Raw genomic sequence first — 25,458 nt, 5'->3', positions numbered from 1 at the left:
GCTCGGCTCTACAGGACCAGAGGACCTCAACGAACCTCGAACGGCTGCTCCTGCCACGCCTCCACACTGCCATCGCGGCCATGCAGGCGCAGCCCGAGCCAGTGCTTGCCCGGAGCCAGCGTGGTGGTATCCAACGATGCGTCGAAGCCCACCGCCGGATGCTGCGGATCGGTACTGTCCGGCCAGGTGTGGCGCACGTCGAACACACGCCCATAGCGGGCGTCACCGATCGAGCGACCATCGACCAGCACTTCGACGCGCGCCAAGCCGACACCATCCTTGAACGCCCAGCCCTTGATCGCGAGCGTGCCGGATACCTTCTCACCATTGGACGGCGCGTCCAGCCACGCCATCGCCGGCGTCACGCACGGCCCTTCCGCGCGCTGCACCGGCAGCCGGAACAGCAGGAAGCGCTGGAACCCGTGATCACTGCTGACCACGCGTGGCGCAGGCAACGGCCCCACCTGATCGCAGATGGCGTGATAGCGCTCCAGCAGTTCGCGATAGCGCTGGTCGCTGGGTGACAGCACCAGCAGCATCGGCACCGTGCGCTCGCCCTCATGCAGCAGGCCCCACTGCGCCAGCTGCGCGGTGCGGCCATGCTTGTCATTGAGCGGATGCGGCAGTACCTCGATGTTGCCATTGCCCAGCTGGAAACCCAGCTCGGCGCCAACCTTGAAGTTGCCGGCCAGCACGCGCGTTCCTTCCGGCATCTGCCGCAGCTCTTCATGGACCGCAACTGCCAGTGGCTGCCAGCCGGCGAAATTGCGCGGATAGTACTTGCTGCCGGCCATCTGCTCGCGCAGTGCCGGCGTGGATGCCATCAGGTAGTAGCCGAAGGCCAGCACCATGCCCGCGCCGGCCAGCCACCAGCCGGTGCGGCGCAGCCAGCGCGGCCAGCCGTTGAGCACCACCGGCACCGCCACCAGCAATGCGAGGTAGCCCGGCAGCGGCCAGTGGAAGCTGATCCGCTCGACGTCAGTGAAGAAGCCGAGCACGAAAATGCCCAGCGTGGATACGCCGCCCACCAGGCCGAAATAGCGCCACTGCACGCGCGCACCGCCGCCGCTCCGGGTTCCTGCCAGCGCCACCTTCCACATCGCCATGCACAGGATCGGCGTGACCAGCATCGGCTGGATCACCAGGAACCACAGCCCGCCCCATTCAAACGCCCAGGGATGACGCTCGATCACCTGGAATTTCAGGCCGGCATCGTGGTTGTCCGCATTCCACGCCAGCAGTGGCAGCCATGCCAGCACGCCCACCGCCAATGCCACCCACACGCGCGGATCGGCCAGCATGCGCCGCCCCTGCGGCAATGCCAGCAACGCGATGAAACCGACGCCGATGACACCGATGAAACGGTAGTGGCTGAGTGCACCGATCAGCAGGCCCAGCGCCAGCTTCATCGCCGAGGAGGCATCCACGTTGTGCAGCAGGCGCGCACCGGCGTGCAGGCAGATCACTGCCGCCAACGCCATCGGCACGTCCGGTACCGCCAGCAGGCCCAGCGTCGCCGACAACGGCATCAACAGCGTGAGGCTGCCCGCCTGCCAACCGGCCACATTGCCGAACCAGCGCGTGGCCGTGCGCACCACCAGCAGCGGCAGCAGCGCACCGATGGCCAGGAATGGCAGGCGCAGCGCGAGCACGTGATGCCCGCCGATCTCCACGCCCAGGCGGGCCAGCCAGGCGGTCAGCCCGGGCAGATCCGAATAGGCCGCGGCCAGATGCTGGCCTTCCTGCCAATAGAACGCTTCGTCGACGAACAGCGGCAGGCGCGCGGCAACGATCAGCTTGGCCGCTGTGACCAGCGTCCATAACCAGAGAAATATCGTCCGTGCGCGCTGTTCGCCTTGCATTGCTCTATGGATAATCGAGTGGATTCCAGATCTGAGACGATCATGCCAGCTTCGTCCCCCAATCCCAGCATGCTAACCGATCAATTGCGTCAGGCCCTGCGGGAGGCACAGGATCAGGTGAACGCACTGGTACTGGGCAAGGTGCCGGAAGTCAGGCTGGCGTTCGTCGCATTGCTGTCCGGCGGCCACCTGCTGATCGAAGATCTGCCCGGCCTGGGCAAGACCACGCTGGCGCATGCGCTGGCCAGCAGCCTCGGCCTCAGCTTCCAGCGCGTGCAGTTCACCTCCGACCTGTTGCCGGCCGATGTGCTGGGCGTGTCGGTGTATGAAGCCGGCAGCCGCCAGTTCCAGTTCCACCCAGGCCCGGTGTTCACCCACGTACTGCTGGCCGACGAGATCAACCGTGCACCACCGCGCACGCAGAGCGCGTTGCTGGAAGCGATGGCCGAACAACAGGTCACCCTGGACGGACAGACGCATCCACTGCCCGACCCGTTCTTCGTGATCGCCACGCAGAACCCGGTGGACCTGTCCGGCACCTTCCCGCTGCCGGATTCGCAGCTGGATCGTTTCCTGCTGCGGCTGGCGATGGGCTACCCCAGTGCCCAGGCCGAACGCGAACTGCTGCGTGGCAGCGACCGCCGCGACCTGATCGCGCGCGCCGTACCGAAACTGGATGACACCCAGGTGCGCGCGCTGCGCGACGCGGTGAACCAGGTGCATGCCAGCGACGCGCTGATCGACTATGTGCAGGCCCTGCTGACCCGCAGCCGCCAGCACGCCGGCGTGCGCGTCGGCCTGTCACCACGCGCCGGCCTGGCATTGCTGCGTGCGGCCAGGGCACATGCCCTGCTGCTGGGTCGCGGGCATGTCGTGCCCGAGGACGTGCAGACGCTGTTCGTCGCAGTGGCTGGTCACCGGCTGGTGGCGGAAGCCGAATCCAGTTCGGGACCGGCACTGGCGCGCGCGATCCTGCAGACCGTCGCGGTGGATTGAGCGTGGCCACACGCTGGGCACGCATGCAGCTGCTGGCACGGCCACGCAGGCCCGAAGCCTTGCCGAAGCGGCTGGACCGCCATCGCATCTATGTGCTGCCCACCCGCTTCGGCCTGTTCGTTGCCACCCTGCTGGTGGCCATGCTGTTGGGCGCGCTGAACTACAACAACAATCCGGCGCTGCTGCTGGCCCTGCTGCTTGCCGCAGCGGCCATCGCCAGTGCCATTGCCGCGCATCTCCAGTTGTCCGGCGTGCAGATCGATGCGATCTCGGCCGAGCCGGTACCGGCCGGGCAACCGTTGCGCCTGCGCGTAGACCTCTCACTGCGTGATCCGCGTGCGCGGCACGGCCTTCATCTGCAGCTGGGTGACAGCAACGCCTGGACCTCGCTGCCTGCGCACGGCCGTGGCGAAGTGGAACTGGACGTTCCCAGCGAACGCCGTGGCTGGCTGGAACTGCCGCGTATCCGCCTGTCCACCACCCAGCCGCTGGGCCTGGTGCGGGCATGGTCGTGGGTGTGGCCGGAACAGCCGCTGCTGGTCTACCCGCTGGCCGAGGCCGTGGCGCCTGCACTGCCGGAGAGCGGCAGCGATCCGCTGCATACCCGTGCCCATGCCAGCGGCGAGGAGCTGCATCAGCTGCGCCCCTACCGGGCGGGCGATGCGCCGCGCAGCATTTCCTGGAAGCACTCGGCACGCCGCGACAGCCTGCTGGTGCGCGAGTACGAAAAGCCGGTCGGCATCGAAGTGATCCTCGACTGGCGCTCATTGGCGCCGCTGGGCCATGAAGCACGCATCGCTCGATTGGCGCGCTGGGTGGATGTGGCCGAGCGCGAGGGCCGCCGCTACACCCTGCTGCTGCCTGCGCATCCACCGTTCGGGCCCGGCCAGGGCGCCAGCCATCATCACTTGTGCCTGCGCGCGCTGGCGCTGATGCCGCATGACTGAGACCCCGGCCCTGCTCGACCGCAATGCCCGCAACTGGACCCTGGCCAGCGCGGCGCTGGCACTGTTGCCGTTGCTGCTGCAGCTGCCACCACTGCTGGCGGGCGTGATCGCGCTGGCGGCGATCATCACTGCCGCCCTGTCGTGGCGGACAGTGTTGCCGATGCCGGTACGCCTGCTGCTGGTGCTGGGCATGCTCGGCGCCATCGTCTGGCAGATGGGCGTGGTGCGCCCAGGACGCGATACCGGTTGCGCGCTGCTGGCCGCGATGCTGGCGATCAAGTCCAGCGAGCTGCGCAGCCTGCGTGATGCCCGCAGCCTGCTCGGCTTCGCGCTGTTCTCGCCCTTTGCAGCATTCCTGCTCGACCAGGGGCCGCTGACAACAGCGCTGGCCGCGCTGGCCGGGGGCAGCGCACTGATCGCACTGCAACGCCTGGCGCAGGATGAAGGCCATGCTGGCCGCCAGCCACTGCGTGGACAGCTGCGTGGTGTCGGCCGCCTGCTGGCGATCGGCCTGCCGCTGGCACTGGCCTGCTTCTGGCTCTTCCCCCGACTGGCCACGCCACTGTGGGGTATTCCCGAACGCGCCGTGGGTACACCGGGGCTGTCCGACAGCATGGAACCCGGCCAGTGGCTGGACCTGATGGCCGACGACACCCCGGCGCTGCGCGTGCAGTTCTTCGGCGCTCCGCCCGAGCCGGCGCAGCGCTACTGGCGCGGCCCTGTACTGACCGCCTTCGATGGACGGCGCTGGACACGCGACCGTGCCAGCGCGCGGCGACCTGCTGCAGTGGTAGCAGCGGGTACACAGGGCTGGGACTACCAGATCGATTACGAGCCCACCGACCGCCGCCAGTTGGTGGCGCTGGACCTGCCCAGCCGCGCACCTGCGGGCAGCGTGCTGGATGCGGACATGAGCCTGAGCAGCGAACGCCCGCTGGCCTCGCTCAGCCGCTGGCGGTTGCATTCGGCCCCGCCACTGCGCTTCGACAGCACGCTGTCGCCCTATCTGCGCCGCGCGACGTTGCAGCTGCCGGCCGGCTTCAACCCGCGCACCGCCACGCTGGCGCAGCAATGGCGGCAGGACGCTGGCAGCGACGACGAGGCCATCGTGCGCCGCGCGCTGCAGTGGATCACCACCGATTTCTCGTACACGCTGGATACCCCTGCGGCAGGGCGCGACCCGATCGACGAGTTCCTGTTCGGCTACAAGGCCGGCTTCTGTGAACACTTCAGCTCGGCCTTCGTGGTGCTGATGCGCAACGCCGGCGTCCCGGCACGGGTGGTGACCGGTTTCGCTGGTGGCACCCGCAACCGCATCGGCGACTACTGGGTGGTGCGGCGGATGGATGCCCACGCCTGGGCCGAGGTATGGCTGCCGCAGCGCGGCTGGGTCAGGGTTGACCCGACCGCAGCCGTGGCACCGGAACGCATCCTGGACACCCTGGATGACCGCCTGCAGGCCGGCACGGACACACCACTGCAGCAGCGTTGGCTGCAGCTGGGCCAGATGGGCGACTGGCTGCGCCGCGGCTGGAACGATCTGGTGCTGTCCTTCGATGCGCGCCGCCAGCAGCAGCTGCTCAAGCCGTTCGGGCTGGACGATCTGGGCCCCGGGCAGCTGGTCGCTGGCTTCGTGGTAGCCGCACTGCTGGCGCTGGCGTGGATGGCCTGGCTGCTGGCCCGTGGCGAGCGCGAACGCGAGCCGCTGCTGCGCGCCTGGCACCGGCTCGGACGGCGCTACGCCCGCCTCGGCCTGGCCCGTGAACCGCACGAAACCGCACAGGACTGGGCACAGCGGGTACACCGGCAGCGCCCCGACCCGGCCCTGCTCGCACTCAGCCAGCGTTTCGCCGACGCGCGCTACGCTGGAACTTGCACCGACCTCGCTTCATTATTGCGGGACCTGCGCAGGCATCGCCCGACTTCCGGAGCCTCCCCATGAACACCAAGTTCCTTCTCACCGCTGTGGCCACGCTGGCCCTGTCGGCCTGCGCCACGGCCCCCAAGCCGCTGCAGGGACAGTTCAGCCTGGTCTCCCCTCGCGACTCGGTCGCTACCCAGCAGGTCGGCACGCCGGTCCGTTGGGGCGGTCGCATCATCGAAACCAAGCCCGGCCAGGGCGAGACCTGCTTCCAGATCATCTCGCGCCCGCTCAATGGCAGTGGCCGCCCGAACACCACCTCGTCCGACGCCAGCGACGGCCGCTTCATTGCCTGCCGTGCCGGCTTCTACGACCCGGCGGTGTTCGAAGCCGGTCGTGACGTGACCTTCATCGGCAAGATCGACGGCTACCAGAACACCCGCATCGGCGAGTACGACTACCGCCTGCCGAAGCTGTCGGCCGATGTGATCTACCTGTGGCCGGAACAGCGCCAGGTCGATGTGGTGCCCTACCCCTATGGGCCGTGGGGCCCGGGCCCGTATGGCCCGTACTGGGGCGGCTATGGTCGCTGGGGCTGGTGGTGATCGTCACCACACACGCATGTCGGAAAAGGCCGCCCTCGGGCGGCCTTTTTCATCCACGCATGGCGTGGATACCGGGCGCTCAACGTCCCGGGGTACCGAAGTGCCCCAGCGACGCACCGGCCAGCAGGTGCATGTGGATATGGAACACGGTCTGGCCGGCATCCTCGCGGCAGTTCATCACGATGCGGTAGCCGTCCTGTGCGAAGCCTTCGCGGCGCGCGTACTCGGCGGCAGCCAGCGCCAGCTTCCCGATCAGGTGCGCCTGCGACGGCTGCAGGTCATCCAGGGTCGGAATGATCTCGTTCTTCGGAATGAACAGCACGTGCACCGGCGCCTGTGGTGCGATGTCCTTGAAGCCCAGCACCTCGTCATCCTCGTAGACGATGGTGGCCGGGATCTCGCGACGGATGATCTTGCTGAAGAGGGTTTCGTTGCTCATGGTCGGCCTCGGCGGGGATGTCTCCCGCATTGTAGGCCGCTCACGCCCGGCCATGCCGGCCGTTGCTCAATCGCGGAATTCGCTGCGCGTCCCGAACGCGTGCGACAGCGTGCCACGATCGACGTATTCCAGTTCGCCGCCCAGCGGCAGGCCCTGCGCCAGGCGGCTGGGCTGCACCTTGCGTGCACGCGCCAGCTGCGCCAGGTAATGCGCGGTGGCCTCGCCCTCGACAGTGGCGCTGGTGGCGATGATCAGCTCCTGCACCTCGCCTTCGGCCAGCCGTCGCTCCAGCTGCTCCAGGCCCAGCTCGCGCGGGCCGATGCCATCAAGCGGCGATAGGCGGCCCTGCAGCACGAAGTAGACACCGCGGAAGCCGGTGGCGTTTTCGATGGCCAGGCGGTCGGCCGGCGATTCGACCACACACAGCTGGCTGCGCTCGCGGCTGCTGTTGGCACAGGTCGGGCACAGCTCGGTTTCGCTGAAATCGCGGCACTGCACGCAGTGACCGATGCGTTCCACCGCCAGCGCCAGGGTTTCGGCCAAGCGCTGGCCACCTTCGCGCTCACGCTCGAGCAGGTGGTAGGCCATGCGCTGCGCAGTCTTCTGGCCGACGCCCGGCAGCACCCGCAACGCGTCGATCAATTGTTCAAGCAGGGGTGCGGACACGGCGACAGGCTTTCATTGCGTCGAGCAGGCTCGACGGCTACAGGGTCCGTGGCACCCGGTTACACGGGTGCCACGCTGAAAATCAGAACGGCAGCTTCATGCCCGGCGGCAGCTGCATGCCAGCGGTGGCCGACCCCATCTTCGACTTCGACTCGGCATCGATCTTGTTCGAGGCATCGTTGAAGGCGGCGGCGATCAGGTCTTCCAGCATCTCCGGGTCGCTGGCCAGCGACGGATCGATGCGCACCTTGCGGCATTCCTTGGCACCGGTCAGGGTCACGCTGACCATGCCGCCACCGGCGCTGCCGGTCACTTCGATCCTGGCGATTTCTTCCTGGGCCTTCTGCAGGTTTTCCTGCATCTTCTGGGCCTGCTGCATCAGTTGGGCGATGTTGCCGCGCATAGTCTCTTACTCGTCAAAAGAACGGATGGAATCGGAAACAACCCGGGCGCCGTGCTGTTGGATCAGCACCTGCACTTCCGGATCGTCCATGAAAACAGCCTCTGCCACCTGCTGCCGCTCACTACGCTGGCGGTCGGCACGCTGATGCAGGGTCTCGGCCGGGACGTGCTCGATTTCCACGGTCTCGACCACGATCTTCGGGGCCTGGCCAAGGGCTTTCTCCAGCATCTCGCCCAGGGCCGCCAGCGCACGCTCCGAGCGCAGGTACTCAAATCCGGGCGAAAGGCCCAATTTCAAGGTCCCGTGCTGGCAACTGATGAAGGCAGCGTTAGCCGCCAGCTGCCGCGACGGGCCGCTCAGGCCACTGTTGGCCACCAGGTCGAGCCAGTCCTCGGCCGTGGCCAGCTCGCTGACGCCTTCCTGCGGCACGGCATCACGTGCCGGGGCCGACTCTGTTGGCGCGATGGCAATGCCTTCAGTGCGGAACGGGCGCTCGGACGGCGCAGGCTCGCCGGGAGCCGCGACGGGAGCCGGCGGTTCATGCCAGGGCGCCACCATGGCGGCGTCCGGCCCAGCCATCTCGGCCGCCAGCGCCTCGTCACGCGCCTCGTCACGCGCCTCGGCTTCGTCGGTGGCCCACGGCGGCAGGTCGTCGCCCGCTTCTGCTTCAACAGACGGAGGCGCCACGGCTTCGGCCTTCACCGGCGGCGGTGACACCGGCTCCTCCACCGGAACCGGCTCGGGCTCCGGCGTCGGCTCAGGGTCGGGTTGCGGGACCGGCTCCGGTTCGGGTTCAGGTTCGCGCGGCGCGGCCTGCGCCGGAGCGGCCACCTGCGCCACCACGGCCGGGCTGGCCGAAGCGGCGGCAGCGGCCGGCGTCGCTTCGTGGCTACCGGCACCGGTGCCACCACCGGCAGCGTTACCGCCCGGCGTGCCACCCACCGCACCGTCGACGGCCTTCGGCACCGGCGGTACCGCTGCGGCCGGTCGGAACGCCAGCATGCGAAGCACGGCCATTTCAAATCCCGCGCGCGGGCTCGGCGCCAGCGGCAGGTCACGACGGCCGTTCAAGGCCATCTGGTACCAGAGCTGCACCACTTCCGGGCGCAGGCGTTCGGCGAACACCGTCGCGTCCAGGCCTTCAGCGGCCGCTGCGGCACCCGGTACCAGCTGCTGCACCTGGATGCGATGCAGGCCTTCGGCCAATGCTTCCAGCACGCCACTCCAGTCCGGCGAGAATTCGGCCAGCGCAGCCACCACCTGCAGCAGGCGCGGACCATCGCCCTCGGCCAGCGCATCGAGCATCGCCGCCACCTGGGTGCGGTCGACCGTGCCCAGCATGGTGCGCACCACGTCCTCGCGCAGCGCGCCGCCGGCATAGGCGATCGCCTGATCAAGCAGCGACAGGCCGTCGCGCAGGCTACCGTCAGCGGCCTTGGCCAGCTGTACGATGGCACTGCCGTCGGCCTCGATCTCTTCTGCCGCCAGGATGCGCGTCATCTGGCCCTGGATCTGATCCTCGTCCAGGCGCTTGAGGTTGAATTGCAGGCAGCGGCTCAGCACGGTGACCGGCAGCTTCTGCGGGTCGGTGGTGGCCAGCAGGAACTTCACGTGCTCCGGCGGTTCTTCCAGCGTCTTCAGCAGCGCGTTGAACGCCGCCTTGGACAGCATGTGCACTTCGTCGATCAGGTAGACCTTGTACTTGCCACGCGAGGGCATGTACTGCGCGTTCTCGATCACCTCACGCACGTCATCCACACCGGTGTTGGACGCGGCATCGATTTCCAGCAGGTCGATGTAGCGGCCGGCGTCGATGTCCAGGCAGGCCGCGCACTGGCCGCACGGGTCGGCGCTGGTGCCCTGCTCGCAGTTCAGCGACTTGGCGAAGATGCGCGCGATGGTGGTCTTGCCCACGCCGCGGGTACCGGTGAACAGGAACGCGTGGTGGACCCGGCCGCTGTCCAGCGCGTTGCTGAGCGCACGGACCACGTGTTCCTGGCCCACCAGCTCGGCAAAACGCTTCGGACGCCACTTGCGGGCAAGGACGAGGTAGGACATCAGGCCACCGTTTTCCATCGGATGTTCCATTGTGCCATGCCTGTCCAGCCCCCTCGCCTCCGGCACGTCCTTCGCAGGTTCCTGGCTGGGGTGCTTGTGAAGTGCCGCGCAGCCCGCTAGAATCTGCGCCCCTGCTGAGGCGTTTGCCGATGGCAGGGATCCGGAGAGGTGTCCGAGTGGTTGAAGGAGCACGCCTGGAAAGTGTGTAAGCGTCTAAACCGCGCTTCGGGGGTTCGAATCCCCCTCTCTCCGCCAGATCAATGCAAACCCCTGTTTACGCAGGGGTTTTTGCTTTTCTGGGAGAGCATCAGACGGGACACAAATCGGGACACAACCCGATGCGAATTGCCCATCATCTCATCCGCTCCCCCGCTGGCCGTTGGTCCTTCCGGCAGCGAGTCCCGTCCGACCTCCAAACTCGGCTTGGCCGGACGGTCATCAAGCGAAGTCTGCGAACCAGCGATCTGCGCCAAGCCCAGTTGCAGGCGATCATCTTGGCGTCGCGCTATGCTGAGATCTTCAACGCAGTTCGGGGGCTGCCAATGAACCAGATCACCACTAAGGATGTGGACGCGCTCATCGAGCGTTTGACCAAGGAAACCGGTCGGCAAGATCTGACGCTCCATCGCACCCAAGCACCGGATGGCACTGTCAGCGAACGCTGGCAGATCGACAACGACGAAGACGTCCGGCTCTTTCGAAAGGCCCAGGTCTGGAACGGTGCTTCGGAAGTGGCGGGCATTGGCGCCCTTCCCCCAGATCTTGTTCACCAGCCGGAAGCCCAAGCGAAAGTTGCCGAAGTCATCTCCCTGCGCAAAGCCCGGGATGGATGGCTTGCCTCACTGAAAGCAACGACCCTTCCGAAGACCTATGTCATCAAGAAGTCTGCCATCGACTTCTTCGTCAAATACATCGGTGAAAAAACCAAGGTCCACACGATCAAGCGACCCGACTTGGCCCGCTGGTATCAGCACATGCGGGAAGGTGGCGCTTCGACTCCGACTTTGACCAATAAGCAAAGTTATATTGGGGGGAAAGGTGGGTTCTTCGAGTGGTGCATGGCCTCGGGCTACTACCCGCAGGGCGACAACCCAGCCAGTGGCCACATCACCTATTCTGTTCGTGAAAAACGTGTTCGCCGCAAACTTGGCTTTAAGGCCTATGACCTGCACCAGATCCAGGCGCTTTTTGACCCCAGTAATTTTGAAAAGCTTTCACCCAGTGCCCGTTGGGCGTCATTGATTGGCCTTTATACCGGAGCCAGAGCTTCGGAAGTCGGCCAGCTTCTGCTCTCCGACGTCTTCGAAGACGGCGACATTGTTTGCATCCGCATCAATGACGAGGGTGAGTTCCAGAAGGTCAAAACCGAATCAAGTCTTCGCACTGTGCCGATCCATCCTGATCTCTTGAAGCTTGGTTTCTGGGAATGGACCGAAGAACTTCGATCCAAGGGCCATGACCGGCTTTTCCCACAAGCCAAAGCCAATGCAACCAATGGCGCTGGCAACTGGATCAGCAAAGCATTCAGTCGTCATGTCGCGGAGGTGGGGAAGAACTGGCCCAAGGCAAGGCGTGGCTTCCACTCTTTGCGTAAAACCCTGATCCAAGAGATGCAAGGTGCAGGTGTGCCCTCGGAACTCAGAGCTCAGATCGTTGGGCACGAGCTCGATGACGAGCATCATGCAACTTATAGCCGGGCGTTCACCCATGCAGAAAAGCTCCATGGTGTGGGTCATCACTCGCCAGGGTTGGACGTGCTCAGGTATGGTCTTAAAATTGATTCGCTGATCAGAATTATTTGCCGATAGATCTGAGGAAACAGCTGCTATGGATAGCAACAACCAAGCTCCCCAGGATGACACCTGCGCTCCCACGGTGGCGCCCGGAATCATTGAACGGCCCATTGAACTTGAACTGATCGATCAAGTGGACTGGGAAAGCCATCTCGATGGGCATGACTGGACGAATCATCGTTGGGATGCAGTGCAACAGACTGATGCCCGATTTAGGCAGTTGGTCGAAGAGGGTCGAGTCGACGACGCTCAGATTTTAAAGCTCCTTAGTGCAGCTATCTCCATGCACTTCGTCGGCAATTTGCCTGAACCCTTTGGCCCAATGTGGCAGCAGGGTGATCGTTGCTCCCCTGCTCCACAGCATCTTGGCCTGCTGGATGTGCAGTGCCTTGAAAAAATGGCTTCTAAGGCAAGTAACAACTGGCTCAAAGCCAGGCTGGCCGACATTGCCTGCGTTGCCGCCCCCAAAGTTGGGCTTAAAGGTTGGGAAATGGGCGGTCTTGCGGCCCGAGCCTACCTCGATTACGCCAAGCCGTTGGTTACTGGCAACGAGCCCTTAAAGGCCATGGACTCGGTGGAATCCCTACAACGATCACTGCATCTAGGATGGAGATATCTCCGCAAAAATGAAGCGTTCCGAGAAGAAGTGTGGGCGACCGTTACAGATGCAATTCGTCATGCACTGCAAAACCAGCTACTAGGTGTCATATTTGCACTATCCGACGAGATTATTCAACGCCAACACTCTTTCGCTGAGCGAACGGCGGAAGATTTGGAGCAATCGATAGAAGGCTGGTTCAGCAGTGAACACCCGGCAGTCGTCGATAGCATCCCCCGCGCTTACAAGCTTGCGGCTAGACTATGGCATGCAGCAAGAAATGACCCTCGTTCAGAGGTCTGCTACGGCAAGGCTGCCGAAGCGCTAATTCAAAAAGCCAGAGGTGATCGCCAAGCCATGGTGCGATCAGATTGGATGGCCGAAGGCATTGCGCTTCTTCGGCGACATCGAGGTGATCGCACGCGGATTAAGGAGCTCCAATCCGAGCTTGCTGATATCAGAAGAACAATTTCTGACGAAATGCACTCGGTCAGTCACCCTATCGATACAAGAGAGCTTGTATCCCTGATCGAGAAAAGGGTCATCAGCACAGATTTACCCACGGCACTTCTCGAAATAGCATTTGCATTCTCGACGTTTACATCAATTGAGCAAATAGAAGAAGAAGTAATAGAGTCTTCTAAAAGATACGTGCTTCAACATCTGTTCGCGCGCGTGGTCTACAACGATGAGGGCGTCCCTGTAGAACGAGGCGATGCCTTCGACCCAAACGATCCGGCTAATTTAGAACAGCACGTCATCGAAAACATCTGTCGATATCATCATCCGTTGCTTGCCAACGTGGCGATCATGCATGCCACGGGTTTGGTTCGTAATCGGTGCGAGCCGACGCTCACTGATCTTTTGGATTTGACTCAGGCTTCTCCTGTCGTCCCGGAGGGACACGAATGGTCGTTGGCAAGAGGCCTATTGGCAGGCTTAAACCATGATTGGGAAGAGGCGGCAATTTTTTTGATTCCCCAATCTGAACCTTTCGTCCGTGCAGCCTTCAAGCGGCACAACATCAACACGCTAGCTGTAAAGGATGGCGTTGAGCAGGAAAAATCTCTGAGTGAACTTCTGATCCATGAGGACATCGCCCAGGTTTTTCACCGGGATATCGTTATCGAACTCAAAGCCATTCTCACCCACCGTTCCGGACACAACCTTAGAAATCTGTTCGGACACGGATTGATTAGAGATGAGCATTTAGCATCGACGGCGACGATTGCTCTTTGGTGGACCTTGCTGCGATTAATAATGTGGCCATACCGGCATCAAGTTTTTTTAAATTTAAATTCAAGTAAAGAAACCAAACAATAGATATCGAGCGATCCGAAAGGCGAGCTCCAACAATAAGGATTTAAGCAGTGGCACGACTTGCCGAAAGCTCAGTGGTGATAGCGTTTCGTGACTGGCAGTGGAAAGCACGCCTGGCCAAAGAGCAATATCCAGAATTTCTGATAAGCCTGGAAGGAAATGCGGAATCTTACGCAGGGGATCTAAAACTACAGTTTGGAGAACTCCTCTACCTCTTCGAAGTTAAGTCCACGGCCAAAACAATCAACGAAGAGTGGAATAAGAGAGCCTCCATCGTCAAGCGCAGGGAAGTAAAATTCAAAGATACCGGACTAGAAGAAACTGTACCGATCACCTCCACGGCAACAAAACCAAATCCAAAAAGAGCATTCTTACGACTCGCGAAAAAATTAAATGAAACAAAATACCCGTCGCGAACAATGGCCAAGGGTGCAAGCAAATATCGCTCAATCGATGTTAACTTTCCGAGGGAGGCGCTTCAATCACTAATGTGTCACCACCTGCTTTATTGGAGTGTGGAAGACAGCAATTTCGCAATCAAACCATACATCTTGGGCATAAGGGATGAAGGCGGATTCATAGACGGCCCCTTGAAAGAGATGGGCTTCAAAGACACCGAATTGGAAGACATTCAGGGATATCTGAATACGCACACCCTTGGCTATCTTAGAGTTTCCTCCGAAACAGATAGCGACGGCGTAAAAGTTCTGCCCGCGCCATATCTTTCTCCTGGAATGCTCTTAACCAATCAGGGCAAGGTTGTTAAGTCATTTGAGACCCAAAGAGGCGTCAGCCATTACTCTCTTGAGACGGGACTGGAACTTGAAGAGTTCCAAGTGTATGTTGATTGGTTATGTGAAGGTGTAAGCCAGGAAATGCACGCACTTGTCATGTCTGACAAAGGCACAATATTTCAGGAAGTCTTTCATACGGATCAACTGAGGGAGATGATCAGAGCATATAGAAATGGACCTGATCCCATGGCTGAACCAGAAAGATCTGGCGTAACCGAGCTCGAAGTAAGACCAATTGGGGAAGTTATTCCGGAAGCCAGCATCGGGCGCTCCCGAGTCCGCCGACGAATGTAACTGTCAGAATTTTCCACTCTTCAGCATTTGGTCGCACGCATAGCATGCATCTAGAAAATACTGATATTCTTGTGGCGTCAGATCGTCTGATCTCCGGCCTCCATTGACCGAGACTTTTGAGGTTTGACCCGCAGTTTTTATGCCCCATCTGTCGATATAAATTTCAATCGCTGAGTCGGCCTTTCTTGCTGATGCGACAGGATCACAATCTGCGAGCGCCCGCACATACGCTGCTTCCCACACCCTCCTGAGATACTGATTATCTAACACAGTCAATCCTGTCTATTTTTCATATTTAATCTAACGAAATTTGGAACCGTGTCAACAATATTCAATGTAGTAATGTCGCCCTCTCATCCGAGGGCGACGTGAGGATTTTTTAGAATCGGGGTCTAAATCTGAGCCGCCTCTCACCAGCGGGATAGGCTGTGGGTTCGAATGAACACCCCTGAACAGGATCAGTGACCACCTCATCACCTAATGCATCCTGTCTAAGGGATATGAAAGCCGTAATCATGGCGCTCCTGCTCTGCTTGATGCGCCACTCCCTACGCTTCATCACGCCAGCAGAGGCCAGATACTTCACCCGCAGCATCCGACGCCTTGCCCTAGCTGATGCTGGTGATGGTGGCTCATAGTCAAACTCTGCGAGCTTCGCCTTGGCTGCTAAGTAGCCACACTGCGCCCCGTAGGGGCTGACCAGCATTCGTGCATAGCGCACCATTGACCTTCCGAGCACTTCGGTGTCCTCGAAAAGAAGCCCTTTGCCACCGTAATGGTCTGCCCGACGCGATAGGATCAATGCGTATGCTTGGTCAAAGCAGGGCTCGATCTGTATCCCTGGAATGCTGTTCAAAATTTCCAGTGCCTGCTCTGCAACTTCCCGCTGAGCCTCTAACCATTGCTCGATCAATTCGGCCTGCTTGTTCAGCACTTCGGCACTTGCCCCCTTAGATCGCGACAGCCGCCACACCTTAGAGACCTGCCGGGTGAGCGGGTTGTAGTGGGTATGGATCCGGTCACGAGCGGTGCTGCTCTGACGCTCAGCTGAGTTGGCACTTTTCCCACAGGAGCGACTCTCGCTGTTTAGATCGCGCAACGCGGCCTGGTGGCTGTGCCCTTGGGGAACCGGATGGACGATCTTGGCTTCCTGGACCTGGCGACGCTCTTTTAAATTTTGAGCGAAGCGTAGTCCTGCCACAGAAGGAGGATTCTTTGCCGCAGAGACGGCTTGCCTTGCCTTCTTCTTAGCGTAAAAGCTGTCTTTTGGAATACGACGTATCGGGTCTCTCGACAGGGCACGCGCTTCCTCATGCAACCCCTGCCTCGCCTTGTCTGCGGCTTGGGCACGAAGCGTCCGATGGTCAACCCTTGCGTTGACGCTCGCCATGATGAGGTGAGCATTGATGACCGACGCGATCTTGCCCCGCAGGATCTTCATCTCTGCGGCTCCCGCACCCTGCCTTGCATCAAAAGCAGCGCATGCACGTTCACCCAAGCCAGTTGCATCGACCTTGCGTGCCGACAGCAGGAGATGCACATGATGATTGCGTTGATCCCCCTTCTTGCTGGGTGCATGAACCGCCACAAGAACAGCGACCTGATACCGGTGGACCATCAGGCGGCCCAGATCAATCGCCAGGTGGTGGCGCTGCTTTGAGTCCAGGCTCTTGGGCAACGATATCTCGACCTCCCTTGCGAGCCTGGCGTTAGTCCTTGTCTCGTGCATCTCGTTGACATCCCAAAATGAGCGGACATCAAGGCACCAGTCCGGCGCGCCTTTGGGAGCTAGCATCTCTTGGGAGACGACTCCCCCTCTACCTTTGTATTTATGGACCGTGCCATTCTTTGTATCGCGCAAATTGAATCCCGCACGATAAGCTGCTGCTGCTACCGATGAGTGACCCTTCCCTCTGCTGTATGATTTTATATTGACGTGATAAATCGCCATTGATATCCCAATTCATGTTAGTGAAGTGAACATCAAAGGCGCTGGATTTAATTTGTAAATAGGTTAGCCAAGATATTTTATCGTGACAATTATCACGAGGAATCAATCGCTCGGAATGTTGCTCTTTTCATCGCAAAGCGATGCCCACGGTTTTCGCAACGCGAAAACCATATGTGGGCTCTTGCTTCATAGAATTTTGGGTTTCGCCAACATCGTTTTTTGACGGCGGCATTAGGTGCCTTTATCCCGTCAACCTCAGCCGATGAAGAGTCCTTAATGAATTATAAATACTCATTATTCTTCAACCGTCATTGAGCTTCGATTGAGCACTCAACTTTCCGCTCTGTCTGCCGTTAAGCTACGCAGTGATGATCAAAATTAGAAGGCGAGCACTCCATGGACTGGATTAGTTTTTTGACCCGCGATGTTGCGATTGGATCTATCCTCGGGATCTCGGCAGCGGCACTCATAATATGCTGGCGTGTTGGTTCGTTCCACCCAGTCAATGTTCGCCTTCTGCGCTTTTTTATCGCGAAGGATGAGGTTGAAGATCCGATCATCAAAAAGAGTTTGGCAGATCAAACGGCATTGGTCAGTTTCAGGATGACCCATGGCGTGAAAGCGCGAACCCTGCGGGACGCGCAAAACCTGTCCGAATTTTCCGATAGAACGAATATTCCGCTTGACTTGATAGGAAGGGCTGGCTGGGCGTTTAATTTAAAGAGCTTGACCCTCAACCCTAAGCGAGTGCCTCACGGGGCGTGGTTGGCCTTTCCGGGCATTTTTCTACTTGTCCTGATTCTGGCGACAGCAGCCTTCTCAGCCGTAGCAGCAAGCAGCAGTCTGCTTGTGTCGCTCAAAGCCACTGACACTTTGCTTTGGCTTTCCCAGGAAGAAGCTCGGCTTTTTCGACCGTTTGGTGAAAAGTCAACCATCGATAAAACATCTTGCGGTGTAGGACATGCGGATGCCGAGTTGCCGGACGGCTTTCATCAAAATGATCGCAAGATCCTCTGCGGCATCTGGTCAGACCCTGCTCTTGCAGATCATTTTTCTAAAAAAGTTCCAGAGCAACGCGCCACATTTTTGGTCGCGGCAGCCATTTTTGCGTGGTATGCATTCATGAGCTTTTCGCTTCTTCGTGAATGGCTCGCCCAAAGAGAACTTCGAGACCTCTTGGAGGAAATTGATACGGCTGCTTATGCTGATGCAGCGAAATCCAACCCAAAGGCCACTGAAAAGACCAAGCGATGAACAACTTCTGTTATGACTTGGCAATGGCTCTAATTCCCGGCACCATAGCTGGCTATTACTCAGGCCTACTCATGGCAAAGGTATCCAAGTTTAACTCCCTTAAATTCGAGGCCTTGCGCATCGTGCGTTCGATCAAATTCGTGGGCGACTCTCAAAATACGTCGGTGACGAGATCGGATAAGGTCCATGACCTTCATCTTATTGCGTCAGAGCTTCTTCTTTTGAAACACAAGAAGTCCGGGATGAGGGTCTTGGAGATCAGCAATGAAGTGCTTAATGCCGTCGCGGCTTGCGAATTGGCACCATACGACGTCCAATTGTTTGAAAAGCAGGTAGCGAGTTGGCAGCTCCGCCTGCGCGGGATGAAGGCAGGCGCACGCGTCCTGCTTCCGTGGGGGCAGATCTGATAGCCAAATGGACTAAGGCTTCGCTGACCGCGCCTTGACCTTTGCCAGCAATTCTTTCTGCTCCTTGGCGGTCATTTGTCCGAACTCCTGGATCAACTCAGCCAGTTCGTCCGTCTCTGCATACAGATAGGCCAACGACACGCCCAAGGCCTTGGCCATCTTCTGGGCCGTCTCCGTGTCGCAATCGTGCACAGCCCGCTCGTATCGGTTGATCCGAACGCCTGCAACGTCTTCGGGCAATCCCATCGCCACTCCTAGTGTCTTCTGACTAATCCCGAGATCGCGCCTCAGCTTCTTCATACGAAGGGCGAAGATTTCTCGGGCACTGCCGGCGTTGGGAGCATTCATGCCACCAAGGATGAACGTAAGCTACGTTGCTCGTAAATTACGTTGCCCGTAGCCTACGTTTAGCGTATCTTCTGGCGGGACGTCAACCGGTCCAGGGAGCAAAGGATGAGTTCACAGGGGAATGCTGTTGGAAGTGGGGCCGCCACAGGCGAGCTGGTGAACCGAGGATGGCGAATTGCCTACATCGGCTGGGTGGCTCCCATCCTCCCGGTGATCGGGTTCGTTGGGCTGATCGTCCTGTCCATCGTCGCCATCCTGCATGGGGTCTTGGCAGCAACGAAGGGCAACACCTCCGCAGGACTGCGTCTGATCTTGGCTGCTTGGCTCGGATCGACCGTAGTCGGTCTCTTGTGGATGGGCATATATGCCCTCCTGGCTTCTATCTTTTAAGTTAACCAAGGAATGATGATGACCATGAAGCGCTTCGCGACTGCCGCCGTCCTGGCCATTGCGCTGACCGCATGTTCGAGCGGCCCTTCCCAGAACAAGGCTGAGGACGCGATGCTTGCCTATGTCAAAGACAATGGATCAGAAGATGCCCGTCTGATGGACTTCGAGCTTGGCAAATGCACCAAGGTCGACGCTGGTTACAACTGCCCGGTGAAGTCACGAGTCATGGCAATGGGTGGCAAGTTCGACCAACAGTTCAATGGTATCTTCACCTTCGCTGACGTTGGGGGCTCCTACAAAGTCATCGCTCGGGTCAGTATGGACTGAGTCAAGGGTCGCGCCCGTTATTGAAGAGCCCCATCCGGGGCTCTTTTCATATGAGCCGAACATCAACTCCGCTCAGCCAGCAATTCGTTCTCCCAATCATTTTTTACTTCGTTGAGACGCGTCGCTTCTATCCAGAAGCCTTCGTCGCGATGTTCAAGGTCACCCATCAACCAAGACGTAAAAAGCCCGATCTCATAGCAGCAAAAAAGCGAGATCTCGACGCGCTCTGGAACCACCAGACCAATGGCAACTTCATGATGCGTCTCTGTCTCCTTCATCCTGAGCGAAGGCAAGATGGACCTAACATTGGGGTGAGCCCCGTCGTCGATCATCGCCTCATACATCTGACGCACCAATCCCGCGTTGTCCGGCATTAGCCGGCTAAAACGTTTGCATGTGTTGGGCACAGCGTACCCGAAGGCCTTTCGACTTCTCTTTCGATCTTCATCGCTTCGATGCCGGTTAACCCAAACATCATTGAGCTCTGGCTTGATCTCAATTTCTTGGGCGTAGCATGCGGCCTCCAAAGATGCGCGTAACGTAGGAAAAAGCGCAGCTCGATACCCTATTAGGGCCGTATTGATCGACGCGCAGAACATACCTCGCGCATTGATCCGAAGGAGCGCAGCCATTGGCGGCTTCAAACGACTCGAAGCTGTCCGATAAATGAAGGCATCGAGCTCTGCACAGCGGCTCAACGCAATAGCGTTGCTCTCCCGAGCGGCTTCTGCGCAGTCATGGGCAGCCTCCATGAACTGATAGAGGGGCAGCGAATTGCTCATGTGTTGGTCTTCCTAAACGAGAAACATGACACATCCTACAATTTCTAATTGCCACCACCCTGATCGCTTTCCGCTTTCAAAAGCCCCGTAGCCATTAGCGAATCAGAGACAGGCGCGCGATTAGTCGACGATTCCAATAGCCCTAAAGGAATCGACTTGACTATAGACGATTCCGGGATATAAATCCTCGCATGGGCAAAAAACTATCAGATGGATTAATTAAGCCAGTCATACCCCGGATCACCGATTCGGAACGAGACGACCGCGCCCAGATTTGCGAGGAGTCGCTAATTATCTTGCGGGAGAATAAAATGCGCTTACCGAAGCGGGCGAAGGCGCTCATGCAGCTCTTCGTGAACGGCTATATCAGTCAGAAGGAACTGAGCGTCCTCCTTAACAGCAAACTTTTCAAGCCCTGATACTAGCGCAACAAAACTAGCCCTTTTAAATAACACTGTTGGTCACGCACCGTCCTGCAAGGAATTTCAGCGTTAGTGCAACAAAATAATGTGCACTGAAATTTCATTTAATTACAACAGCTATTGACAGACATTGCCTTCACGTTAGGGTCGGACGCGAAGGAACCATCATGCCCGATCAAAAATCCGAACCGTCTATCCATCGCTGCACAATTAGAAACCTCCCCGTCGAAAACGGCGTTGTGGGAGAGATCATTGTAGAAGGTGAGAACGCAGCACAATGCTTCGATAAAATTCTTCGCCTATTGAAGCGCAAGTCACGCGCTAAGAAGTCCGACGCCAGAACTTCTCCCACACAAAGCACGGTAGATCTGCTGGATGATGTCATTGAACGCTACATATCAGATTTAATACGCCGCAATCTGGGCCTGACCTACATCCAACTCAATAGGCAAACACTTGGAATTATGCTTGCCGCTATCGGAAACAAGCCATTAGCATCAATCACGGGCGATGATATCCGAAGGACCTTGGACAGTTTCAAGTTTTGGCCGAACAATGCTAGACGAAAACCATCTATGAAAGATCTAAGCTTTGCCGAGATCCTTGACATAGGAAGAAGAAGCACGCCCCGCCCTCTCAATGCCGAGACTTATAATAATCATATCAGACGCATCAACGCCTTCTTCAATACGCAACAGCAAGCGCACAAATCTTTCAGATCGCCCGCATCAGGGATTGCGAAGGAAATCGACACATCGACAGCAGCGAAGAACCGTCGCCCTTTCACTACGGGCGAACTTGAAAAAATCTTTGATCCGGAAGCCTACTCAGAGTGGACCAAAGACAAGCCCCACAGGTGGTGGGGCCCTCTCCTGGCGCTTTACACGGGAGCACGGATTAGTGAAATCGCACAGCTTCGAACGACTGATATTCACACTGTCGATGGGGTCACATGCATCTGCATCCAAGTTACGGCGACGGGGCAACACCTTAAAAACTCCTCTTCCATTCGCGCCATTCCCATTGCGCAGCCGTTGCTAGATGCCAACTTCTTGGCCTATGTCAATGAAGTTAGAGCCACTGGACAGGATCGACTCTTCCCACACCTCCCCCTCACCGTCGCGGTCAAAGATGGCAAGGCATACATCAAGGGCTACGGCGGCACACTTGTTCAGCAATTTGGCCGATACATCAAAAAGCATGGCTTTAAAAAGGGCATTGGGTCACACGTCTTCCGTCACACCTTCGCCACCAATTTGACCAAAGAAAAGGTTGGTGCGGTGCAGATTGCTGCACTCACCGGACACACAGTCGTGGGAGCGCCATCGGAAAGCGTCTCGGTCCCTGGATTGCTGAGCTATATTGATCGAGGACTGTGCCCGCCTGAGCTTCGAGCTTGCGCTGAGACGCTATCCAAGTTCTACCCAGGGATTGAAATTCCAGTCTATATCCCTGGACAGTTTGCAGATGCTCTGAGTGACCGGAAGAGCTTCAAAACTTAGCGTCTCTCCCCCGCTCACGCGCCAGGAGGCCTGACCAAGATGAGGTCCTCTTCCTCTACGTTGTCTTTAACATACAGCCGAGGGGTTGTCTCTTCTGATATGCCTTCGAGCAACAGTCTCGCTTTCGCTTGTGCAAAGGCCTGTCGTATCGACAAACCGAAGCCAATGCCGGAATAAAACTGAGCGGCAAAAACCCGAGCAGCCTCATCTCCAATCGCGTCACTCATGCCAATTGCTGAGTCCACGTATTGAGTGCACGCTCTCGCCTGTTCGTATGAGAAGCAAGTATTGAAGAACACGAGACGGACCGCCGCCGACATTAGCGCAATGGTCTGCACGATTGCTTCTTTCGACACGAGCTTCTCGTTGCCAAGGTCATCTTGCAACACCAATTCATCATCTGAGGTTCCATGTCCGCTGAAATGGACAATGGTGGGTTTCAGTTCATTGAGAGCTTGAAACAAATCACCCGGCCTCACAGCCCACTTGGATCGAAATTCGACCGATTCTCGGTGATCGGATAGGCGCAAATTATGCTCAATCGCCCTGACCTCCTCATCTAGAAGAAGTCGACTCCCGTAGTCGCTGCCAGGATCAGAAGCAAAGAAGGCGACGGTAATTTTCTCAGGCAAGGCCTTTAACTTGGCAAGCTCCGCACGTGTCTCATAGTGCATTTCATCGTGGCGAAGAATATTCTTACCCATCTGGCTCATTCGCTGATTTTGTGCTCTGGCAGCGTTGGTTGCCGCGACGTCTCGTTGCTTTTGAAGGCGAGCTTCTTCCCGATCAATGTTCTTCTGGGCTGACGCCGCCTTTTTCTGTTCTGCGCCAATTTTCTCCTCAATCCTGCCTAGCTCTTTCTGGGCACGGGCCGCCGCATCAGCATGCCGGGACGCTTCTTGGAGCTTAGAATTGATAGTCGAGGGCTGTTTGCTCTTTCGAGCAGCATCGGACGCGGCTCTCGACCTTTTATTAAGATCTGCCACTTTAGCCGTCTCTTTAGCTTTTTGGGACTGCAACTTGCTGATGGCATCGCTGGCTCGCGTATATGCCTGTCTGTATGCGCTGAGCGACATGCTTTTCCTCCAATGACATCTCATACATCCATTAAAAAAGCCCCGCAATGCGAGGCTTTAAATATTTACCCCGGATACTTCGGGAATTTCTCGTCCGGATGCTTGGCTTTCCATTCTTTATATGCTGCTGACCCTTCCCATGCGGCAAAAGCACGCGGCGTGCGGCCACGGCCAGTCCAGGTCTCTTGGGTGTGCGGCAGCCAATACTTCGGCGCTACTTCTTTACGCGTGCCAGTGCCAGTGGACTTCTTCGGACGACCTGGCCCGTTGGAAGAACTGCCAACTTGGCTCGCGATATCAGCCTTCTGCTTAGCGGTGAGGTGCTGCCCGTAACGGCTCAGCAGATCCGAAATCTGCAAGAACGCGTCAGACGCTTCGTCTTCAATGAGCTTCGCCTCCTGCTCTTCCAGCTTGCGCAGTTCTTCGGCAAGCTTAGCTTTGGCCGAAGCGATTGAATCAAGGGTCGGTTTGCTCATTTGGCCAGTGGTCTAATTGATCGGAGCGTAACTATAACAAGCGTGTGGAAGGTCGCATAGCGCGGTCTTCATCCGCTTCCGGTGTCCGGAGCTTCTTAGCGATTTCATCCGTCTCCTCGACGGAGATCTCCCTCACCTTCCCCCACTCAGTGCCCCCCTCATCAAGCGTTCCCGCAATGTGGAAATGAAGATGGCTAATGGCTTGGTTCGCTTCCTTCCCGTTGTTTTGCCACACCGCGATGCCAGGCCTCTCATACGCTTGGTCAATAAGACGCGCTGCATCCCGAACAGCGGTCATCAACGCGAGGCTCTCACTATCATGCAGCTCCAACAGCGTTGGTCGATGGGCGATCGGAATAACCAGCAGATGGGGGACGCCCCTTTGCTCCCGAGTTACCAGAGTTGCGGTGAGTTCATCACGCCGCAAGATCGTATAAGGCCGATCTCCTCTAAGATATGCACAGAAGGCGCATGCGCCATCGTCAGGAAGCTCAATACTGGTCTCGCCCATTACGAGTTCCTCAGAGAAGACAAGAAGGCTTGCAGCTCCAAGCGGTCCAGTTTTTTAAACTGGTCATCGGGAACGACTATCGTAAGCTCATCGGATACCTTTTCCTTTCTTGAGCAAAACATATAGGAAAGAATGATGAGCCGAATTGAGTCTTGTGCTGGAAGCACGCCTGAAATTCTCGACAGCCCTCCACCCCAGGGCGAAATAGATACAGGCTGACCATTCCCCTTCGTTGTAACCTCAGCCCACAATTCGAATAGGCTCTTTGTCAGTGTTTCGATCTGCGAGCTCGCTTTATTGTTCTTATCCATATCGGCGTATGCCGACAGATAGATTTTCTTCCCACCCTGCCTGACAGTCAAAGCGGTCCCTATTTCATATTTCTCTTTCTTCCCTTCCTTTTCGATATGGGAGACTGGAACCTTACCCACCAGAGCATCACCGATCTGCTTATCCAGCTCTTTCCACGAGCCCTCATAAAGCTTGTCGATGGCCTGACCCAGAAGGCTCTTCCGCTCAATGATATGTGGCGTTTCAGTATCGAACGTGTTGCAGACACCGATGACTATATTTCCACTTTGGCTGAAAATATCACCCTTAACTATTTTTATTTTGGTCTTTGGGGAAGAATATTCAGCTTGAATAGGATTTGGCCAATTCAAATATAGGCCGACTGCTAGTGATGAAAATAGTATGACTACAAATGATATGCCGTCAAGCAGCTCAGCCCGTGCGGGAAAGAACAGCACCATTATTCTAATGACGGCGACAATTGTTCCCAATACAGCGAACGACTTAAGAATATAATTCTTCCAGAAGCGTCGCGTCTTCATGTCTTGGCGCAGCTCTCCCATCACCGATTACCCCTAAAGCCCAAGATTTGTGTAAATATTCGGCTCATAATAGTGCGGGCCTTGGCTTTTTTTAGATGGGTAGAAATCCACGTAATTATCCAAAGCGAACTTTATGATTTTCATCTGGAACGACACCGACATGGTGTAATAGTTAGCGTCCAAGAGCGGCTTGGGGATGAATTGAGTGGCGATATTTCGAGATTGGTTCAGATTTGCAACCACAACCGGGAGATCGAACTCCTTGATGACTTCAATCTCGTGTGCAAGAAATGATTTACCGTCGCCGCCCTTTGCTTTTGCGTGCTCGCTACCAAGCAGCACAACTTGCTTGGCATTTTTCAGGCGCTCTCTCAGGTTTCGCTTGATGGTCTCTGGTTTACTTGTGTCTCTCGCCCCAAAAAGGTCGTGCGCGTCATAGAAATTGAAGTCAATCTTATCATTGTCTCTCCATGCCTCCATCATACGATAGGACCTGATGTCTTCACTTGCGAAGGCGATATAGGTTTTATTTCGATAGCTCAT

At 58.0% G+C, this 25,458-nt stretch carries 24 protein-coding genes and 1 tRNA gene; 12 read left to right on the top strand and 13 right to left on the bottom strand.

Annotated elements, in window-relative coordinates; all coding sequences use genetic code 11:
- Positions 1 to 26: 26 nt before the first annotated feature.
- Positions 27 to 1,862 carry a glycosyltransferase family 39 protein gene (locus tag AC5QAH_RS06945; protein WP_126559813.1) on the bottom strand — a complete coding sequence of 612 codons (1,836 nt, stop codon included), beginning with the start codon at positions 1,860 to 1,862 and terminating at the stop codon, positions 27 to 29.
- Between the two features lie 42 nt (positions 1,863 to 1,904).
- Here AC5QAH_RS06945 and AC5QAH_RS06940 point away from each other — a divergent pair, with 42 nt between their 5' ends.
- Genes AC5QAH_RS06940 through AC5QAH_RS06925 form a run of 4 tightly spaced genes read left to right on the top strand, consistent with a single transcriptional unit; the run spans position 1,905 to position 6,271 of the window.
- Entirely contained in the window at positions 1,905 to 2,858 is a 954-nt protein-coding gene (locus AC5QAH_RS06940) for an AAA family ATPase (protein ID WP_043398214.1), read from the top strand.
- A 23-nt stretch (positions 2,859 to 2,881) separates the two neighbouring features.
- Positions 2,882 to 3,805 carry a DUF58 domain-containing protein gene (locus AC5QAH_RS06935; RefSeq protein WP_032952475.1) on the top strand — a complete coding sequence of 308 codons (924 nt, stop codon included), beginning with the start codon at positions 2,882 to 2,884 and terminating at the stop codon, positions 3,803 to 3,805.
- Positions 3,798 to 5,747 carry a transglutaminase TgpA family protein gene (locus AC5QAH_RS06930; RefSeq protein ID WP_010483838.1) on the top strand — a complete coding sequence of 650 codons (1,950 nt, stop codon included), beginning with the start codon at positions 3,798 to 3,800 and terminating at the stop codon, positions 5,745 to 5,747. The genes AC5QAH_RS06935 and AC5QAH_RS06930 overlap by 8 nt, the downstream gene beginning before the upstream one ends.
- Complete coding sequence (locus AC5QAH_RS06925; RefSeq protein WP_005408301.1) at positions 5,744 to 6,271, top strand: Slp family lipoprotein; 528 nt, start codon at positions 5,744 to 5,746, stop codon at positions 6,269 to 6,271. The genes AC5QAH_RS06930 and AC5QAH_RS06925 overlap by 4 nt, the downstream gene beginning before the upstream one ends.
- A gap of 79 nt (positions 6,272 to 6,350) precedes the next feature.
- Here AC5QAH_RS06925 and AC5QAH_RS06920 read toward each other — a convergent pair whose 3' ends face one another.
- The 4 genes from AC5QAH_RS06920 to dnaX form a co-directional block, all read right to left on the bottom strand.
- The gene (locus AC5QAH_RS06920; RefSeq protein WP_010483842.1) at positions 6,351 to 6,710 is read right to left on the bottom strand and encodes a histidine triad nucleotide-binding protein; all 360 of its coding nucleotides are present in this window, start codon (positions 6,708 to 6,710) and stop codon (positions 6,351 to 6,353) included.
- 66 nt (positions 6,711 to 6,776) lie between these two features.
- Positions 6,777 to 7,376, bottom strand: a complete 600-nt coding sequence (recR, locus tag AC5QAH_RS06915) for a recombination mediator RecR (RefSeq protein ID WP_010483844.1) — start codon at positions 7,374 to 7,376, stop codon at positions 6,777 to 6,779.
- A gap of 82 nt (positions 7,377 to 7,458) precedes the next feature.
- Positions 7,459 to 7,779: a YbaB/EbfC family nucleoid-associated protein gene (locus AC5QAH_RS06910; RefSeq protein ID WP_010483846.1), complete on the bottom strand. Its 321-nt coding sequence runs from the start codon at positions 7,777 to 7,779 to the stop codon at positions 7,459 to 7,461.
- A gap of 6 nt (positions 7,780 to 7,785) precedes the next feature.
- Positions 7,786 to 9,837 (bottom strand): DNA polymerase III subunit gamma/tau, encoded by a 2,052-nt coding sequence (gene dnaX / locus AC5QAH_RS06905; RefSeq protein ID WP_049481422.1) that lies wholly within the window; start codon positions 9,835 to 9,837, stop codon positions 7,786 to 7,788.
- 162 nt (positions 9,838 to 9,999) lie between these two features.
- Between dnaX and AC5QAH_RS06900 the strand changes: the two genes are divergently transcribed.
- The 4 genes from AC5QAH_RS06900 to AC5QAH_RS06885 all read left to right on the top strand — a co-directional run bounded on the left by AC5QAH_RS06900 (position 10,000) and on the right by AC5QAH_RS06885 (position 14,636).
- Positions 10,000 to 10,092 (top strand) — tRNA-Ser (locus AC5QAH_RS06900).
- An 83-nt stretch (positions 10,093 to 10,175) separates the two neighbouring features.
- A complete protein-coding gene (locus AC5QAH_RS06895; protein ID WP_495232366.1) occupies positions 10,176 to 11,645 on the top strand; it encodes a DUF6538 domain-containing protein in 1,470 nt (489 codons plus the stop codon).
- A 19-nt stretch (positions 11,646 to 11,664) separates the two neighbouring features.
- Positions 11,665 to 13,551, top strand: coding sequence for a DUF7380 domain-containing protein (locus AC5QAH_RS06890; RefSeq protein WP_495232218.1), 1,887 nt, complete (start codon positions 11,665 to 11,667; stop codon positions 13,549 to 13,551).
- 47 nt (positions 13,552 to 13,598) lie between these two features.
- Positions 13,599 to 14,636: a hypothetical protein gene (locus tag AC5QAH_RS06885; protein WP_495232217.1), complete on the top strand. Its 1,038-nt coding sequence runs from the start codon at positions 13,599 to 13,601 to the stop codon at positions 14,634 to 14,636.
- A gap of 379 nt (positions 14,637 to 15,015) precedes the next feature.
- On the opposite strand, the gene AC5QAH_RS06880 is transcribed toward AC5QAH_RS06885, so the two are convergent.
- Positions 15,016 to 16,587 carry a MobA/MobL family protein gene (locus AC5QAH_RS06880; RefSeq protein ID WP_495232216.1) on the bottom strand — a complete coding sequence of 524 codons (1,572 nt, stop codon included), beginning with the start codon at positions 16,585 to 16,587 and terminating at the stop codon, positions 15,016 to 15,018.
- A 396-nt stretch (positions 16,588 to 16,983) separates the two neighbouring features.
- On the opposite strand from AC5QAH_RS06880, the gene AC5QAH_RS06875 reads away from it, so the two are divergent.
- Positions 16,984 to 17,841 carry a DUF6216 family protein gene (locus tag AC5QAH_RS06875; protein ID WP_495232215.1) on the top strand — a complete coding sequence of 286 codons (858 nt, stop codon included), beginning with the start codon at positions 16,984 to 16,986 and terminating at the stop codon, positions 17,839 to 17,841.
- Positions 17,838 to 18,248, top strand: a complete 411-nt coding sequence (locus tag AC5QAH_RS06870) for a hypothetical protein (protein WP_495232214.1) — start codon at positions 17,838 to 17,840, stop codon at positions 18,246 to 18,248. Before AC5QAH_RS06875 ends, AC5QAH_RS06870 begins: the two co-directional genes overlap by 4 nt.
- Positions 18,249 to 18,260: 12 nt before the next feature.
- Here AC5QAH_RS06870 and AC5QAH_RS06865 read toward each other — a convergent pair whose 3' ends face one another.
- Positions 18,261 to 18,548, bottom strand: coding sequence for a helix-turn-helix domain-containing protein (locus tag AC5QAH_RS06865; protein WP_495232365.1), 288 nt, complete (start codon positions 18,546 to 18,548; stop codon positions 18,261 to 18,263).
- 456 nt (positions 18,549 to 19,004) lie between these two features.
- Here AC5QAH_RS06865 and AC5QAH_RS06860 point away from each other — a divergent pair, with 456 nt between their 5' ends.
- Positions 19,005 to 19,313: a hypothetical protein gene (locus tag AC5QAH_RS06860; protein ID WP_495232213.1), complete on the top strand. Its 309-nt coding sequence runs from the start codon at positions 19,005 to 19,007 to the stop codon at positions 19,311 to 19,313.
- Positions 19,314 to 19,375: 62 nt separating this feature from the next.
- Here AC5QAH_RS06860 and AC5QAH_RS06855 read toward each other — a convergent pair whose 3' ends face one another.
- The gene (locus AC5QAH_RS06855) at positions 19,376 to 20,095 is read right to left on the bottom strand and encodes a hypothetical protein (protein WP_495232212.1); all 720 of its coding nucleotides are present in this window, start codon (positions 20,093 to 20,095) and stop codon (positions 19,376 to 19,378) included.
- Positions 20,096 to 20,684: 589 nt separating this feature from the next.
- Here AC5QAH_RS06855 and AC5QAH_RS06850 point away from each other — a divergent pair.
- Complete coding sequence (locus AC5QAH_RS06850) at positions 20,685 to 22,019, top strand: tyrosine-type recombinase/integrase (RefSeq protein ID WP_495232211.1); 1,335 nt, start codon at positions 20,685 to 20,687, stop codon at positions 22,017 to 22,019.
- Between the two features lie 14 nt (positions 22,020 to 22,033).
- On the opposite strand, the gene AC5QAH_RS06845 is transcribed toward AC5QAH_RS06850, so the two are convergent.
- The 5 genes from AC5QAH_RS06845 to AC5QAH_RS06825 form a co-directional block, all read right to left on the bottom strand.
- Positions 22,034 to 23,095: a CHAT domain-containing protein gene (locus tag AC5QAH_RS06845; protein WP_495232210.1), complete on the bottom strand. Its 1,062-nt coding sequence runs from the start codon at positions 23,093 to 23,095 to the stop codon at positions 22,034 to 22,036.
- A gap of 65 nt (positions 23,096 to 23,160) precedes the next feature.
- Complete coding sequence (locus tag AC5QAH_RS06840; RefSeq protein ID WP_495232209.1) at positions 23,161 to 23,571, bottom strand: H-NS histone family protein; 411 nt, start codon at positions 23,569 to 23,571, stop codon at positions 23,161 to 23,163.
- A gap of 31 nt (positions 23,572 to 23,602) precedes the next feature.
- Positions 23,603 to 24,082, bottom strand: coding sequence for an HIT family protein (locus AC5QAH_RS06835; protein ID WP_495232208.1), 480 nt, complete (start codon positions 24,080 to 24,082; stop codon positions 23,603 to 23,605).
- Positions 24,082 to 24,936, bottom strand: coding sequence for a macro domain-containing protein (locus AC5QAH_RS06830; protein ID WP_495232207.1), 855 nt, complete (start codon positions 24,934 to 24,936; stop codon positions 24,082 to 24,084). Before AC5QAH_RS06830 ends, AC5QAH_RS06835 begins: the two co-directional genes overlap by 1 nt.
- Before the next feature lie 12 nt (positions 24,937 to 24,948).
- Positions 24,949 to 25,458: a TIR domain-containing protein gene (locus tag AC5QAH_RS06825; protein WP_495232206.1), complete on the bottom strand. Its 510-nt coding sequence runs from the start codon at positions 25,456 to 25,458 to the stop codon at positions 24,949 to 24,951.

Source organism: Stenotrophomonas sp. YJH_SMC_43 (genome assembly GCF_059372535.1).
Note: the sequence above shows the minus strand (reverse complement) of the source record. Positions and strands in the feature narration are given on the sequence as shown.